At 52.8% G+C, this 15,464-nt stretch carries 14 protein-coding genes; 1 reads left to right on the forward strand and 13 read right to left on the reverse strand.

The annotated features are described in order from the left end of the window. Nucleotides 1–32: 32 nt before the first annotated feature. Together A8O29_RS02800 and A8O29_RS02805 are read right to left on the reverse strand one after the other, a co-directional pair. Nucleotides 33–3,146 carry an efflux RND transporter permease subunit gene (locus A8O29_RS02800; protein ID WP_125352546.1) on the reverse strand — a complete coding sequence of 1,038 codons (3,114 nt, stop codon included), beginning with the start codon at nt 3,144–3,146 and terminating at the stop codon, nt 33–35. 12 nt (nt 3,147–3,158) lie between these two features. After that, complete coding sequence (locus A8O29_RS02805) at nt 3,159–4,298, reverse strand: efflux RND transporter periplasmic adaptor subunit (RefSeq protein WP_125352544.1); 1,140 nt, start codon at nt 4,296–4,298, stop codon at nt 3,159–3,161. Nucleotides 4,299–4,648: 350 nt separating this feature from the next. Between A8O29_RS02805 and envR the strand changes: the two genes are divergently transcribed. Continuing rightward, nucleotides 4,649–5,320, forward strand: coding sequence for an acrEF/envCD operon transcriptional regulator (envR, locus tag A8O29_RS02810; protein WP_125352542.1), 672 nt, complete (start codon nt 4,649–4,651; stop codon nt 5,318–5,320). Here envR and A8O29_RS02815 read toward each other — a convergent pair whose 3' ends face one another. The 11 genes from A8O29_RS02815 to aroQ all read right to left on the reverse strand — a co-directional run bounded on the left by A8O29_RS02815 (nt 5,321) and on the right by aroQ (nt 15,301). Next, nucleotides 5,321–7,381 carry a putative bifunctional diguanylate cyclase/phosphodiesterase gene (locus tag A8O29_RS02815; protein WP_125352564.1) on the reverse strand — a complete coding sequence of 687 codons (2,061 nt, stop codon included), beginning with the start codon at nt 7,379–7,381 and terminating at the stop codon, nt 5,321–5,323. It abuts the gene before it with no gap. Nucleotides 7,382–7,512: 131 nt separating this feature from the next. Beyond that, nucleotides 7,513–7,677 (reverse strand): DUF2556 family protein, encoded by a 165-nt coding sequence (locus A8O29_RS02820; RefSeq protein ID WP_110510634.1) that lies wholly within the window; start codon nt 7,675–7,677, stop codon nt 7,513–7,515. Between the two features lie 148 nt (nt 7,678–7,825). Continuing rightward, nucleotides 7,826–8,122 carry a DNA-binding transcriptional regulator Fis gene (fis, locus tag A8O29_RS02825; RefSeq protein ID WP_000462905.1) on the reverse strand — a complete coding sequence of 99 codons (297 nt, stop codon included), beginning with the start codon at nt 8,120–8,122 and terminating at the stop codon, nt 7,826–7,828. Between the two features lie 25 nt (nt 8,123–8,147). After that, on the reverse strand, nt 8,148–9,113 hold the full coding sequence (gene dusB / locus A8O29_RS02830; RefSeq protein WP_110510633.1) for a tRNA dihydrouridine synthase DusB: 966 nt from the start codon (nt 9,111–9,113) through the stop codon (nt 8,148–8,150). A 330-nt stretch (nt 9,114–9,443) separates the two neighbouring features. Further along, nucleotides 9,444–10,184: a carbonic anhydrase gene (locus A8O29_RS02835; protein ID WP_125352540.1), complete on the reverse strand. Its 741-nt coding sequence runs from the start codon at nt 10,182–10,184 to the stop codon at nt 9,444–9,446. A 134-nt stretch (nt 10,185–10,318) separates the two neighbouring features. Further along, entirely contained in the window at nt 10,319–11,200 is an 882-nt protein-coding gene (gene prmA / locus A8O29_RS02840; RefSeq protein WP_125352538.1) for a 50S ribosomal protein L11 methyltransferase, read from the reverse strand. A 12-nt stretch (nt 11,201–11,212) separates the two neighbouring features. Then, a complete protein-coding gene (gene panF / locus A8O29_RS02845; RefSeq protein WP_125352562.1) occupies nt 11,213–12,664 on the reverse strand; it encodes a sodium/pantothenate symporter in 1,452 nt (483 codons plus the stop codon). After that, on the reverse strand, nt 12,654–12,896 hold the full coding sequence (locus A8O29_RS02850) for a YhdT family protein (RefSeq protein WP_125352536.1): 243 nt from the start codon (nt 12,894–12,896) through the stop codon (nt 12,654–12,656). Before A8O29_RS02850 ends, panF begins: the two co-directional genes overlap by 11 nt. 108 nt (nt 12,897–13,004) lie before the next feature. Beyond that, complete coding sequence (accC, locus tag A8O29_RS02855) at nt 13,005–14,354, reverse strand: acetyl-CoA carboxylase biotin carboxylase subunit (RefSeq protein ID WP_159465046.1); 1,350 nt, start codon at nt 14,352–14,354, stop codon at nt 13,005–13,007. Between the two features lie 10 nt (nt 14,355–14,364). Then, nucleotides 14,365–14,826, reverse strand: a complete 462-nt coding sequence (gene accB / locus A8O29_RS02860; RefSeq protein ID WP_125352532.1) for an acetyl-CoA carboxylase biotin carboxyl carrier protein — start codon at nt 14,824–14,826, stop codon at nt 14,365–14,367. Between the two features lie 22 nt (nt 14,827–14,848). After that, nucleotides 14,849–15,301, reverse strand: coding sequence for a type II 3-dehydroquinate dehydratase (gene aroQ / locus A8O29_RS02865; RefSeq protein WP_125352530.1), 453 nt, complete (start codon nt 15,299–15,301; stop codon nt 14,849–14,851). Between the last annotated feature and the right edge of the window lie 163 nt (nt 15,302–15,464).

Below are 15,464 nucleotides of genomic sequence, written 5' to 3' on the forward strand. Positions count from 1 at the left end.
AAAGGCGCCTTAAGCGCCTAATTTGTTTTTACTTAGTTTTTCACTCCACCGAAACGACGACGGACGACCACAAAGAATACCGGTACAAAGAAGATGGCAAGCAGTGTCGCTGCCAGCATGCCACCCATTACGCCAGTTCCTACGGCATTTTGCGCGCCGCTACCTGCGCCGTTGCTAATGACCAGAGGCATAACGCCGAGGATAAATGCGAGCGATGTCATCAGGATCGGGCGCAGACGCATTCGGGAAGCTTGTAAGGTGGCTTCAATCACCCCTTTTCCTTCTTTTTCCATCAGGTCTTTAGCAAATTCGACAATCAGGATGGCGTTTTTCGCCGACAGACCAATCGTCGTCAGTAGGCCAACCTGGAAATAGACGTCGTTATGCATACCGCGCAGCGACGCGGCAAGTAGCGCCCCGACAACCCCTAATGGCACCACCAACATGACCGAGAACGGGATTGACCAGCTTTCATACAGCGCGGCGAGGCACAGGAACACGACGATCAATGAAATGGCATACAGCGCCGGAGCCTGGTTACCAGACAGTCGTTCCTGATAAGACATGCCCGTCCAGTCGTAACCAATACCTGCAGGCAGTTTGCTGGCCATCTGTTCCATCAGCAGCATCGCTTCACCGGTACTTCTTCCCGGCGCGGCTTCACCGAGGATCTCCATCGATGGCAGACCGTTAAATCGTTCCAGGCGCGGTGACCCATAAATCCAACTCGCCGTAGAAAACGCGGAGAAGGGAACCATTTCGCCATTGGCACTGCGGACGTAAAGCGTATTGATGTCATTGGGCAACATACGGAATTTTGCTTCCGCCTGTACGTAGACCTTCTTCACGCGACCCCTGTCGATAAAGTCGTTTACATAGCTGCCGCCCAGCGCGGTCGAAATGGTTTGGTTGATATCGGAAATCGACACGCCCAAAGCCTGCGCTTTTTCCTGATCGACATTGAGCTTGTACTGCGGTGTATCTTCAAGGCCATTTGGACGCACCCGGACCAGTAAATCCGGATGTTCTTTTACCATCCCGAGCAGCTGATTACGGGCCTGGGTCAGGCCGCTGTGTCCAAGACCCGCCTGATCGACCAGCTCAAAGTCGAAGCCCGTTGCTGTGCCTAGCTCGATAATTGCCGGCAGGTTAAACGGGAATACCATGGCATCTTTTATCTGGCTGAATTTGGCGGTCGCGCGTTTGATGATGGCTTCAACGTGATTCTCTTCGCCGCTACGTTCATCCCATGGTTTCAGGCTGATAAATGCCATCCCTGAGTTTTGTCCTTGCCCACTAAAGCTAAAACCGTTCACGGTGAAGACGCTGGCGACGTTAGCTTTTTCATCATTGAGATAGTAGTGGGTCATGGTATCCAGCACCTTTTGGGTGCGTTCCTGCGTTGCCCCCGATGGCAGCTGAACCATGGTCATGAACACGCCCTGATCTTCTTCTGGCAGAAAGGAGGTCGGCAGGCGCAGGAACAGGACCGCCATACCGGCGACGATCGCCACATAGATGATTAAGTAACGCCCAGTGCCTCTCAGAATGCGGCTGACGCTATTGGTGTAGTGATCAACGCTCTGGTCAAAACGGGAGTTAAACCAGCCGAAGAAACCGCTTTTAGGTGCGAGATGATCGGCTGAAACCGGTTTTAGCAGCGTAGCGCACAGAGCGGGCGTCAGAATTAATGCCACGAGTACGGACAACGCCATCGAAGAAACGATGGTTATGGAGAATTGCCGGTAGATTGCCCCGGTTGAGCCGCCGAAGAACGCCATCGGAATGAACACCGCAGAGAGTACCATCGCAATCCCGACCAGCGCGCCCTGGATTTGCTCCATCGATTTTTCCGTCGCTTCCTTTGGCGATAGCCGTTCTTCGGCCATCACGCGCTCGACGTTTTCTACCACCACGATGGCATCATCCACCAGGAGTCCGATCGCCAGCACCATGCCAAACATGGTCAGCGTGTTAATCGAGTAACCAAAGGCCGCCAAAATGGCGAACGTGCCCAGCAGAACGACAGGGACTGCGATGGTTGGGATGAGTGTCGCGCGAAAATTTTGCAGGAACAGGTACATCACAAGGAAGACGAGGACGATCGCTTCGAACAAGGTTTTTACCACTTCGTGAATTGAGATTTTCACAAATGGCGTGGTGTCATATGGGTAGACGACGCGCATACCCTGCGGGAAGAAAGGCTGCAGCTCTGCGAGTTTGGCTTTGATTGCTTCTGCGGTGTTAAGGGCATTCGCACCCGTAGCAAGTTTTATCCCCAGCCCGGATGCGGGTTGCCCATTAATGCGGGCAAGCGTGTTGTAGTTTTCACCGCCGAGCTCAATTTGTGCCACATCGCGAAGGTGCACAACCGAGCCGTCCTGATTGACACGCAGGGTGACGTTGCCGAACTCCTGCGGATTTTTCAGGCGTGTTTGGGCAATGATAGACGCGTTAAGCTGCTGATTACCGATGGCAGGCGTGCCGCCGAGTTGGCCCGCCGCTATCTGGTTGTTCTGAATTTTCAGTTGGTTTACGACATCAACTGGCGTCAGTTTAAACTTGTTCAGCAGATTTGGATCCAGCCAGATACGCATTGCATACTGAGCGCCGAACAGTTGGGTATCGCCGACGCCATTCAGGCGACTAATCGCATCTTTCAGGTTCGAGGCAACATAGTCAGAGATATCATCCTGATTTAGCGCCTTGTTATCGGAAACAAAGCCTGCCACCAGTAAATAGCTGCTGCTCGATTTTTTGACGCTGATACCCTGCTGCTGAACTTCCTGTGGTAGCAGCGGGGTGGCCAGCTGCAGTTTGTTCTGCACCTGGACCTGGGCGATATCCGGATCGGTGCCTGACTGGAAAGTCAGGGTGATAGTCACGCCGCCAGAGGAGTCGCTGGTGGAGGACATGTACATCAGATTATCGATACCGTTCATGTTCTGTTCGACAACCTGGGTGACGGTATCCTGCACGGTTTGGGCGTCAGCCCCCGGATAGATCGCCGTAATGGCCACTGCCGGTGGCGCGATGGTTGGGTACTGTGCGATAGGCAATTGCATGATCGCAAGTCCCCCCGCCATCATCATAATAATTGCCAGCACCCAGGCGAAAATCGGGCGCTGAATAAAGAATTTGGACATAGTGGCCCCTGATTATTTGGCGGACGAAGTGGCAGTGTCTGGCTCTGAAGTCACCGAAACGCCAGGACGTACTTTCTGCAATCCGCTGACAATCACTTTGTCACCCGTATTGAGCCCATTGCTGATAAGCCACTGACTGCCGATGGCCTGAGAGGCAGTGACGCTGCGGACTTCAACCTGATTTTTCGCATTCACTACTAACACCGTGGCATCGCCTCGCGGCGTGCGGGTGACACCTTGTTGTGGCACCAGAATGGCGTTTGGCTGTACGCCCTCATCAATGCGTGCACGTACAAACATACCGGGCAGCAGCGAGTGTTGAGGGTTAGGGAAAATGGCGCGCAGGGTGATGGAGCCGGTACTTTCGTCCACGGTGACATCAGAGAATTGCAGGGTGCCTTTCTGGGAATACGGCTGTCCGTTTTCCATCACCAGCTCGACGCTCTTGGTGTCGCTCCCATGCTCAAGGCTTTGCTGTTTGAGGCGCATAAAGTCACTGCTGGACTGGGTCACATCGACATAAATCGGATCCAGCTGCTGTACTGTTGCCAGCGCCTGGGACTGACCGTTAGTGACTAATGCGCCTTCTGTTACGCTGGACTTGCCGATACGTCCGCTAATAGGTGAGGTGACTTTGGTGTAGGCCACGTTGATGCGTGCGGTTTCTACCGCGGCTTTCGCCGCCATTACGCTGGCGTCGGCCTGCTGGGCGTTAGCCACTGCCTGATCGTAATCCTGGCGGCTGACATATTGTGTGCCGAGCAGAGGCAGATAACGTTTTACGGTCAAATGCGCAATCGTTGCGGCGGCTACGGCTTTGGCTTCATCGCCTTTGGCGCTGTTCCACGCGGCCTGATAGGTGGCTGGATCTATCTGATAGAGAGACTCGCCCGCCTGAATATCGCTGCCCTCAATGAAATTACGGCGCAGGATGATACCGCTGACCTGTGGACGAACTTCGGCAATGCGAAATGCCGTGGTCCTGCCCGGCAGTTCGGTTGTCACTGACAGAGGGGCGCTCGTGATGACATGAACCGTAACGTGTGGTGCCTGTGGTTGCTGCGGCCGATCCCCGGCGTTATCGCAACTGCTCATCAGCAGAGTTGATGCGAGTAAACTGGATAAAATCGAAATCCTGGCGTGAATCTTCATTGCAAGTCCTTAAATTACAGATATAGCAAATTCTCCGGAAACCGGTGAAAAAATAAAAAAATGCGCACGCCATAGTACAAATAAAAACGTTGAAATGTTAGCCATCGGAATTGAGAAATGGTAAGGGAAAGCACGCATACATAAAGGAAAAGTGATGTGTGATATTTATGGCAGGGAGAGAAAGGGTGGGGATTATAGTTATTATCAATACATCAAGCCGAAGTATTGATGATTATTATTGAATGCGGATAAGAAGTGAGTGTCAATCCAGTATTAATGCATAAAGTGCTATGTGGAAAAATGGATTGCCAATACATTAATGGTTTTTCAGGATGGTATTTGGGTTCGCTATGGCCAGAAAAACAAAAGAAGATGCGCTGATTACCCGACAGCAGCTGCTGGATGCTGCTATCGAGCAGTTCTCACTACGAGGGGTTTCCAGCACCACTCTGACCGACATCGCTGATGCAGCGGGCGTGACGCGCGGAGCCGTCTACTGGCATTTCAATAATAAAGTCGAACTGTTTAATGAAATGTGGCGAGAGCAAATTCCATTGCGCGATATAATACGCGATCGTGTAAATATTAATGAAAGCGATAATCCGCTGATGTATCTACGTGAAATGTTTGTTGTGGGTATGCAACATATCGCTCAATCTGTAAAACTTCGTGCACTGATGCAAATTTTGTATCATAAATGTGAGTTCACAAAAGAGATGATGCTTGAGTCGGAAATTCGTCAGCGCATCTGTTTTGGCTATGAAATGCCACGTCGGGTATTAACACAATGTGTTCGTAATGGCAGTCTTCCTGCCGATACGAATATTGAATTAGCCCTGACAATGTTTCATTGCTTCTTTTCTGGCGTAATAAAAAATTGGCTGCTCTTTCCCGAACATTTCAATTTGTATCAGCAAGCGCCAGAGCTGGTGGATAATATCATGGCTACGTTACCTCATCACCCTGCGACGCTGCCGATGCCGATGGATAACGTTGCGGTATATCGCCATCAGGCGCTGTAATCAGCTGGCTTGCTGATACCTGGTGGTGATGGCTTCGGCGCTCACCGGTTTGCCTAATAGATAACCTTGCAAAGTGTTGCAGCCGAGTTGTGTCAGAAACTCTCGCTGCGCCTGGGTTTCAACGCCTTCCGCCACGACGCGTAAATTCAACGTGCGCGCCAGGGCGACAATCGCGGAAACGATAGTGGCATCTTCGCCTTCGCCGCTCAGCTCTTTGACAAAAGCCCGGTCGATTTTCAGTTCGCAGGCGGGTAAACGCTTGAGATAGAGCAGGCTCGAATAACCCGTGCCGAAATCATCAATGGAGGCTTTCACCCCGAGTTCAGTCAGGCGCGTCAGTACCGCGACACTCTGTTCCGGATTATGCATCGCAGTGGTTTCGGTCACTTCCAGGATCAGCATTTCCGGCGGAATATTATGCCGGGCCAAGCTCGCCATCACCGTCTCGATAAGCATCGGCTGTTCAAACTGCAGAGCGGAAAGATTGACCGCCATTGACCAGCTAAGCTGTCCCTGTTCGCGCCACGCATTGAGCTGGCGGCAGGCCTCGTTAATGACCCAATTCCCCATCGGGATGATGATCCCGGTTTTCTCCGCCAGCGGCAGGAAAATATCGGGCGCCAGCAGCCCTTTGAGCGGATGTTCCCAGCGCAGTAGCGCTTCAAAGCCCAAGATTTCGCCAGTCGACGCGTGGCATTTGGGCTGATAGTGCAGACGTAATTCCTGCCGTTCGACCGCCATCCACAAATCATTCATCAGCTGTAGCTGTTGCTGGGCGAAGGTATTCATCGAAGGCTGGAAGAAGTGGTAGCCGTTACGCCCGGTATGTTTGGTGTGATACATCGCAGCATCGGCGTTAAACATCAGCTCCCGATCGTTTTGTCCGTCATGCGGGTAGAGCGCAATACCCACGCTTAACGTTACCACCAGTTCGTACTTGTCGATGAGGAATGGTGCATCGATGGCCTGCACCAGTGCACTGGCGAGGCGGGCGGCATCGTCAGGGGCTGAAATGTCTGCCAGCAAAACAAACTCATCACCGCCGATACGGGCCAGGGTGAATTGCCCACTCAAGGGCAGCAGTAAGCGGCCGGTGACCGCGACCAGCAGTTTGTCTCCCACGTCATGACCAAAAGCGTCATTAACGGCCTTAAAGCCATCTAAATCCATAAACAGCAACGCAAACGGACGCGCTTCAAGGTCGGCTTTGCTGATAGCCTGGCTCAGGCGATCCTCAAATAACACGCGGTTTGGCAGGCGGGTTAAGGTGTCCTGAAGTGCCAGCTCGGCCAGCTCTTTATTCGCTTCCGCCAATGAGGATGCCAGCAGTGCGGTTCGGGCCTGCAGGCGTGCATCAAGCATCGAAATGAGCAGTGTGGTTCCGAGAATAAACAGCGTCACCACGCTGACCAGGACCGCCAGCCAGTTGCCGTTCAGGCCCTGGTGACCCATCGGCATTTGTTCGGGAAACTGCGCCGCTATCATGCCGGTGTAATGCATCCCGGCGATGGCGATCCCCATCAGCACTGCGGCACCAAATCGCATCAGGGCAACCTGCGCCGCTTCGTGACGCAGACGGAAAGTGAGCCAGAGGGCGGCAAAAGAGGCGAGCAGGGCGATGACGACGGAAAGCGAAACCCAGCGATAATCCCAGATGATGGGCCTGGAGACGTCCATGGCGGCCATCCCGGTGTAGTGCATCAGCACCACGCCCGTTCCCATCACTACGGCACCGGGCAGCAAGCGACTCAGGCCGAGCTTGTCGATGCTCACCAACCATAAGGCAAAAAGGGAAGAGGCCATGGCGATGGCCATCGATAGGGCGGTCAGCCCTGGGCTGTACTGCATACCCATTGCGCTGTCCATCGCCAGCATGCCGATAAAATGCATTGCCCACACGCCGAAGCCCATGGCGATCCCGCCCCCGCAAAGCCATATCCAGGCGGCTCTTCCGTGGCTTGTGGAGACACGCCCCGCCATGTTCAGTGCAGTCCAGGCCGCGAGAATAGCAATGATAAAGGAAATGGCGACCAGAATAGGGTCGTAATGGCTAGCCAGTATGGTGTCATCAGCTCGTGCACGGGGTGGTGAGGGCTGTGACATTACCATCGTCCATAAAGGACTCAAAGGGATTTAAATCCCTGATTTTATGAAGGGAATGCCGACACGTTCGCCGACGTTTTCCCCATTATTCACTCCAGGTCGGAGCAGTTCACCAGCTTGAGTGGATTGACAGAATTCATGTTGCGGCACTTATCGCTTTCGGTGGATAAAATCTCGATCCACTGCATCAGCAAACCTTCAAACACAAACATAAACAAGGCAAAGACAATCAGCCATCCGTACTTGCGAAGCATACCTGCACCTGAGAATTGATTGGGTGAATGGCAGGCAATATACACGAAAAGTGACGTCAGGAAAGGGGGGAGAAAATCGCAGGATTTAAGGCAATAAAAAAGGCGCTTCCCCATGCCGAAGAGCGCCTTTTTACCGCCAAGAACGAACTTAGTTCATGCCGTATTTTTTCAGTTTCTTACGCAGAGTACCACGGTTGATGCCCATCATCAGAGCAGCGCGGGTTTGATTACCACGCGTGTATTGCATAACCATGTCCAACAGGGGCTGTTCTACTTCAGCCAGTACCAGCTCATACAGATCATTAACATCCTGACCATTCAGTTGAGCAAAATAGTTCTTCAGTGCCTGTTTAACCGAGTCACGGAGAGGTTTCTGAGTCACCTGATCCTGAGAGTTAACGGTAGAAACGGTCAGTACGTCAGAATTTACGCGTTGTTCGAACATAGTTCTGTCAGCTCTTTATTTCTGTTTACGCAAAATTTTCGAAGTATGCCTCCAACGCCTCCAGCTGTACGCTGGCATCCTCAATGGCGTTGAATGTGCGCCGAAACTGGTCATCTGGAGCGTGTTCCTGTAAATACCAGGATACGTGTTTGCGCGCTATTCGGTACCCTTTTGTATGACCGTAAAAATCATGCAATTCCCGAACATGTGCACAAAGTAAGCGCTTCACCTCTGCCAGAGGCAGTGGAGGTAGCAGCTCCCCAGTGTCCAGATAATGCTGGATTTCCCGAAAGATCCAGGGTCTTCCCTGAGCTGCACGTCCTATCATCAGGGCATCAGCCCCCGTATAGTCGAGCACAGCTCTGGCTTTAAGCGGGTCAGTAATGTCACCATTCGCGATAATCGGAATGGAAACTTTCTGCTTAACTGCCCGAATACTGTCGTATTCAGCGTCTCCGTTAAACAAGCAGGCGCGAGTGCGTCCGTGAATAGTCAGAGCCTGAATGCCACAATCTTCAGCCAGTTGGGCAATCTCTACACAGTTACGGTGGTCCGGCGCCCAGCCAGTGCGAATCTTGAGAGTGACAGGAACGTCCACTGCTTTTACCACCTCGGTCAGGATAGATTTCACCAAACCTGGATGTTGCAACAGGGCTGAACCTGCAAGCTTGCGATTCACTTTTTTCGCCGGGCAACCCATATTGATGTCAATAATTTGGGCGCCACTTTCAACGTTAATACGTGCGGCTTCCGCCATTTCTTCAGGACAGCTACCGGCAATTTGCACGGTGCGAATCCCGGGCTCGTCAATATGCACCATCCGTAAACGGGACTTGTCGCTCTCCCAGACTTGCGGGTTGGAGGACATCATCTCAGAAACGGTTAAACCTGCTCCCATCTCGTAGCACAGCGTCCGGAATGGTCTGTCAGTAATGCCAGCCATGGGCGCTGCGATCAGGCGATTTCTAAGCTGGTGGTGTCCGATGCGCATGAGTTAAGAAATGACCATACTGTGACTGCAAGGCGGCGTATATTACGCATTTTTTTCCTGAGATGAAAGGCCAAACTTTGAGCAATCCTCTGTCATAGATCAAGGAATCGCCAGTCGGTCAGGCGCGATAATTTTAATCGTTAGATAAATCATCGGTTTATATTCATATGGTGGATTTGTGCGCAGATGAAATTTTGCGTAACTTATCGTTTTTTACTGCTCAAAAGGGAGCAGAAAAGGGAGAACCTGCTGTTTTTATCAGCAGATTATCCCGATTATTGCGGGCTGGATCTCATTTCATTGCTGGATGAGAAGGCCCTTTTTTGGCACTTATTCGACCACGACGCGACCGTGCATCGGCTGTGTCGGACGGTTATTATCGTGATGCATGGTGTGGGTAAATTTCTCAAGCTGCGTTTCAGAAAGCGTCAGCGGATGTTTCAATACCAGCCAGGTTACGCCTTCTGAACAGGGTGGCGTTGTCAGAGAACCACTAAAGCGCCAGTATGTTCTGTCAGCTGGGAGAAGCGAGTTGATGTCGGGCGATGCTTTCAGCACAGCGTCACTTTCAGCCTTCTCTGGCATTACTTTCCACAGCTTATCGAGCTCAGAATTTGCCTGGCCAACGTCAAACATCACGGCCACCACGGCTATTTCACCAGCGGCATTTTTATGCACCAGATGCATCTCCATAGCGGAGTGCTTTCCGCGGACGGTGTTCTCGGAAGGGGCATGGAAATGGAACTGTTGCAGGGTGTAGTGCTGACCATCGAGAGTGATGCTGTCATCGGCTTTCGGGTCAACTGTCGCCTGAATGGTGTGACCATTATTGAGGATAATGTCAGGGCCGGTACCGTAGTGGGTCACCAACGGCTGCAGATGCGTTTCCATCGTATGGGTAATGTCGATGGGCGACTGATTCATCCCCTGCTGACAGGTTTTATATTCATCGCTTAACTGGCTCCAGTGGTCAGGATCACCTTCTCCGGCGTAACTCCAGTGTGAGGCCATTGCGAAGGCAGGGAGGGTGCTTAGCGCCAGTAACGCTGCTTTGTAAAACATCTTGCTCATAATATTCATCCAATGAATTAAAAATGTAAAATTATTAAATAACTCAATTAGTTACGTTATTATTTTATCATGAACAGGAAACGGACTATGGGGAGATAATGCTCGCGTGACCGGGCGGCCACGCGAGAGATCAATTAGTGCTTACGACCAGTGATGCGGCACCACTCTTCTTTCTCAACCACCGGGTCGAGTGCGAATTGAGAGGTATAGGCTTCACAGACGCTGTCGGCCTGGCTCGCAAGTATACCGGAAAGGCCCAGCAGACCGCCCTCAACGGGCAGGACGCTGATTAATGGGGCCAGTTCGCGTAACGGGCCCGCCAGGATGTTAGCGACCACCACATCGGCTTTCATGGCGTCTGGCTGGTCCTGCGGTAAATAAAGTTCCAGCTTATCGGACACGCCATTGCGCTGCGCGTTATCACGGCTGGCCTGAATCGCCTGCGGATCGATGTCGATCCCGATAGCCTTGGCCGCGCCCAGTTTCAGTGCGGCAATAGCAAGGATCCCGGATCCACAGCCAAAGTCGATCACCGTTTTGCCGTTCAGATCGAGACCGTCGAGCCACTGCAGGCACATCGACGTGGTTGGGTGGGTGCCGGTACCAAACGCCAGGCCCGGATCGAGCATCACGTTAACCGCGTTTTCGTCCGGTACATCGCGCCAGCTCGGGCAGATCCACAGCCGCTCACCGAAGCGCATTGGGTGGAAGTTATCCATCCATTCACGTTCCCAGTCTTTATCTTCCAGTTGCTCAATCTTGTGAACAAAACCCGCACCAAGCAGCGGCTGATGTTCCAGAATGGCAACCACTTCCTTCATGTCGGTTTCGGCATCGAACAGGCCAATCACATCGGTATCGCCCCACAGGCGGGTTTCACCCGGTAAAGGCTCAAACACCGGCGTGTCGTGGGTGTCCTGGAAGGTGATAGAGACGGCACCCACTTCCATCAGCGCATCGCTCAGTTCTTCAGCGTTAGCACCAGTGGTGTTCAGTTTCAGTTGGATCCATGGCATGGCAAAACTCTTTTAATGATTAACAGTGATATTAGGGGCTTGTGTGGCAGGCTGACCAAAACGGTTGCCGACGACAAAAGCCAGAAGACTCAGCAGTAGCGAGGGGACAATCGGGTGAAAGCCCAGGTACTGAATTTTCAGGGTGGCGAGCAGGGCATACAACACGCCGCCGACAATCATGGCGCTCAGCGCTCCGGCAGCGTTCGCTCGTTCCCAATAAAGGCCCAGCACCAGCGGCCACAGGAAAACAGCTTCCAGCCCGCCAAACGCCAGCAGGTTCAGCCAGATGATCATCTCCGGCGGTCGCCAGGCCGCCAGCAGCAGCAGCGCACCCAATATCAGGGTGATCAGCGCTGACATACGTTTCAGCCGCTTCTCGTTGTGCACCTGCTCCGGGCGGAAATTCAGATACAGATCTTTGATGATCGTAGCGGAACTCTGCAATAACTGCGCGTTGATCGTCGACATGATGGCCGCCATCGGCGCGGCAAGGAAGATCCCCGCAGCCACCGGCGGCAACACTTTAACCATCAGCGTGGGGATAACCAAATCCGGGACGTTGAGATCCGGAATCACGGCGCGGCCAAGTGCGCCAGCCAGATGCATACCGAACATCAGGACAGCCACGACAATCGTGCCGATAATCATGCCGCGGTGCACAGCCTTGCTGTCTTTGTACGAGATGCAACGCACTGCCGTGTGCGGCAGGCCAATTACCCCAAAGCAGACCAGCACCCAGAAAGAGGTCATAAAGCTCGGCGATAAAATATCGTCAGCACCCTGTGGGGAGACCAGTTTAGGGTCGATGTGTTCCAGCGTTTGTACCGCATGACTCAGGCCACCCGCCGCGTGAACGACACCAATCAGCAGCACGATGGTGCCAATCAGCATCACCATGCCCTGCATCGCGTCGTTCAGTACGCTGGCACGGAAGCCGCCGAAAGCGGTATACAGCGCGATACTGATCCCGAAAATCAGCAGGCCCGTTTCGTAAGGAATACCGGCTGCGGTTTCCAACAGGCGTGCGCCGCCGATGAACTGTACGGTCATGGCCCCGACAAACGCGACCAGCAGGCTAAGGCTCGCCAGCCACACCAGCAGACGGCTCTGATAGCGGGCAAACAGCATATCGTTGAGCGTCACCGCGTTATAACGTCGGGCAAGGATAGCGAATTTTTTCCCCAGAACGCCGAGCGATAACCACACGGCAGGTAATTGGATCATCGCCAGCAATACCCAGCCCAACCCGTATTTATAAGCCGCTCCGGGGCCACCGATAAACGAACTGGCGCTGATGTATGTTGCGCTAAGGGTCATCGCCAGTACGAAGCCGCCCATCGAACGGCTACCGAGAAAATATTCGTTGAGGAACGTGCCGGTGGCACGTTTACGCATCGCGTAAATCGACAGGCCAAACACCACCAACAAATAGGCGACAAGCGGCAAAATGACTTCAGGCTGCATCATCGTCCTCCAGTGGAATATCGCGATAGATGAATTTTACCATTGCCCAACAGAGCAAAATAAACACCAGCGGACTTAGCAAACAGGCCATTTCAAACCAGCGCGGCAGGCCGGTGAAGCCCTGAATTGAGTTTGGTATGTAAGCACTTGCCAACCAGGCTGCGAGATAGAGGAGGGTAAGCCACAACGCCCAGCGGGCTTCTTTGTGGGCCTGAACAAAACGCGCGTCCATAAGGCTCCCAGGGTCAATTTAAAGCGGGGATTGTACCTTAAGGGGCTGGTAAGGGGAGAGAAAAAGAAAAAAGGCCGGAAGATCCGGCCTTTTGCTAAACGTTCAGGATTACTTTTCCTGAAGTCCGAGTTTTTTCTCCAGATAGTGGATGTTGGTTCCACCATGCTGGAAGTTCTCGTCGCTCATAATGCGCATCTGCAGTTCAACGTTGGTTTTGATACCGTCGATGATCAGTTCCTGGAGGGCGTTCTTCATGCGAGAAATCGCCACGTCACGGGTTTCGCCGTAACAGATGAGCTTACCAATCATTGAGTCATAGTATGGTGGTACGGTGTAACCGGCGTAGATATGAGACTCCCAACGCACACCAAAACCGCCAGGTGCGTGGAAACGGGTAATTTTACCCGGGCTCGGCAGGAAGGTGTTCGGGTCTTCGGCGTTGATACGGCATTCCACCGCATGGCCGCGAACGTGCACTTCTTCCTGTTTGATTGACAGCGGCTGACCGGCAGCGATACGCAGCTGCTCTTTAATCAGGTCAACGCCAGTGATCATCTCGGTAACCGGGTGCTCTACCTGAATACGGGTGTTCATTTCGATGAAATAGAACTCGCCGTTTTCAAACAGGAACTCGAAAGTACCCGCGCCACGGTAGCTGATATCCACACAGGCTTTCGCACAACGCTCGCCGATGTAGCGACGCAGTTCCGGCGTGATGCCTGGCGCTGGTGCTTCTTCGACAACTTTCTGGTGGCGACGCTGCATAGAGCAGTCACGTTCTGCCAGATAGATAGCGTTGCCCTGACCGTCTGCCAATACCTGAATCTCGATATGACGAGGATTTTCCAGGTATTTTTCCATGTACACCATGTCATTGCTGAAAGCGGCTTTCGCTTCGGCTTTGGTCATGGTGATGGACTGGGCCAGTTCAGCGTCGCTGCGTACTACGCGCATACCGCGACCACCGCCGCCACCGGAGGCTTTGATGATAACCGGATAGCCGATGCGTTTCGCATGGGCACGGTTAGCGTCCATGTCGTCGCCCAGCGGGCCATCAGAGCCAGGTACCGTTGGAACGCCTGCTTTTTTCATCGCGTTGATTGCAGACACTTTGTCGCCCATCAGGCGGATGGTGTCAGCTTTCGGGCCGATGAAGATAAAGCCAGAACGTTCAACCTGCTCAGCAAAGTTGGCGTTTTCGGACAGGAAGCCATAACCCGGATGGATTGCCACCGCGCCGGTGATTTCAGCGGCGCTGATGATAGCCGGGATATTCAGATAGCTTTTAACGGACGGAGCCGGGCCAATACAGACCGTCTCATCCGCCAGCAGTACGTGTTTTAAATCGCGATCCGCAGTGGAGTGCACAGCGACGGTCTTGATACCCAGTTCTTTACAGGCACGAAGAATACGCAATGCAATCTCGCCACGGTTGGCGATGACAATTTTATCCAGCATGTTCGCCTCGTTACTCGATGACGACCAGTGGCTCGTCAAATTCTACCGGTTGACCACTTTCGACCAGAATGGCTTTCACCACGCCTGATTTGTCGGCTTCGATCTGGTTCATCATTTTCATGGCTTCAACGATGCACAGGGTATCACCCGCGTTCACCTTCTGGCCCACTTCAATGAATGCTTTCGCGTCCGGGCTCGGGGTGCGGTAGAAGGTACCAACCATCGGGGAGCGTACGATGTGGCCACTGATTTCAGCTTTAGGTGCTTCAGCAGCAGCTACCGGTGCAGCAGCGGCCGGAGCCATCTGTGGTTGCATCATAGGGGCAGCATAAGCCTGTTGCATTACTGGGAAGCCAGCATTGGCCGAAGCGCGGCTGATACGTACAGACTCTTCGCCTTCAGAAATTTCCAGTTCGGAGATGCCTGATTCTTCAACCAGCTCGATCAGTTTTTTAATCTTACGAATATCCATGAGTGGGTTCCGTACTCTTTGTTTAGTGTGATTGTGACAGGCGTTTAACCGCCGTCTGTAATGCGTATGAATAGCCGTCAGCGCCTAATCCGCAGATGACGCCGGCAGCGATATCAGAGAGATATGAGTGATGGCGGAACGGCTCGCGAGCGTGCACGTTACTCAGATGTATCTCGATAAACGGGATACTGACCGCCAATAGCGCATCACGAATCGCAACGCTGGTGTGCGTGAATGCGGCCGGATTGATCAGGATATAGTCAATGTTGTCTTTAGCCTGATGAATTCGGTCGATAATCGCGAACTCCGCGTTCGACTGCAAATGGTCCAGCGACACATTCAGAGCCTCAGCTTCCGTCGTTAAACGGTTTACAATTTCCGCTAACGTCTGGGAGCCATACTTCTCTGGCTCACGGGTGCCGAGCATGTTCAGGTTCGGTCCGTTTAAAAGCAAAATGCGTAACTTGTCGGCCATCGTGCTGCTATCTCCTGCAATTCTCCGGTAAAAAACAAAATATACCTTCGATGCGCGCTTGTCACCTTTTCAGAGGCCAAAAACCCCTGCCAGGAAAACCAAAGTCGCACATTATAACGATTTCGTAGCAATTGGCAGCTAAATACTGGTCTTATCAGGGAAG

Source organism: Scandinavium goeteborgense, assembly GCF_003935895.2.
GTDB classification, from domain to species: Bacteria; Pseudomonadota; Gammaproteobacteria; order Enterobacterales; family Enterobacteriaceae; genus Scandinavium; species Scandinavium goeteborgense.

Bases quoted from the DNA above. Each gene is read 5' to 3' on its own strand.
- dusB (WP_110510633.1), bottom strand. From the start codon at position 9,113: ATGCGCATCGGACACCACCAGCTTAGAAATCGCCTGATCGCAGCGCCC.
- aroQ (WP_125352530.1), bottom strand. From the start codon at position 15,301: ATGGCCGACAAGTTACGCATTTTGCTTTTAAACGGACCGAACCTGAAC.
- fis (WP_000462905.1), bottom strand. From the start codon at position 8,122: ATGTTCGAACAACGCGTAAATTCTGACGTACTGACCGTTTCTACCGTT.
- prmA (WP_125352538.1), bottom strand. From the start codon at position 11,200: ATGCCATGGATCCAACTGAAACTGAACACCACTGGTGCTAACGCTGAA.
- A8O29_RS02835 (WP_125352540.1), bottom strand. From the start codon at position 10,184: ATGAGCAAGATGTTTTACAAAGCAGCGTTACTGGCGCTAAGCACCCTC.
- envR (WP_125352542.1), top strand. From the start codon at position 4,649: ATGGCCAGAAAAACAAAAGAAGATGCGCTGATTACCCGACAGCAGCTG.
- accB (WP_125352532.1), bottom strand. From the start codon at position 14,826: ATGGATATTCGTAAGATTAAAAAACTGATCGAGCTGGTTGAAGAATCA.
- A8O29_RS02805 (WP_125352544.1), bottom strand. From the start codon at position 4,298: ATGAAGATTCACGCCAGGATTTCGATTTTATCCAGTTTACTCGCATCA.
- A8O29_RS02800 (WP_125352546.1), bottom strand. From the start codon at position 3,146: ATGTCCAAATTCTTTATTCAGCGCCCGATTTTCGCCTGGGTGCTGGCA.
- accC (WP_159465046.1), bottom strand. From the start codon at position 14,354: ATGCTGGATAAAATTGTCATCGCCAACCGTGGCGAGATTGCATTGCGT.
- panF (WP_125352562.1), bottom strand. From the start codon at position 12,664: ATGCAGCCTGAAGTCATTTTGCCGCTTGTCGCCTATTTGTTGGTGGTG.
- A8O29_RS02850 (WP_125352536.1), bottom strand. From the start codon at position 12,896: ATGGACGCGCGTTTTGTTCAGGCCCACAAAGAAGCCCGCTGGGCGTTG.
- A8O29_RS02820 (WP_110510634.1), bottom strand. From the start codon at position 7,677: ATGCTTCGCAAGTACGGATGGCTGATTGTCTTTGCCTTGTTTATGTTT.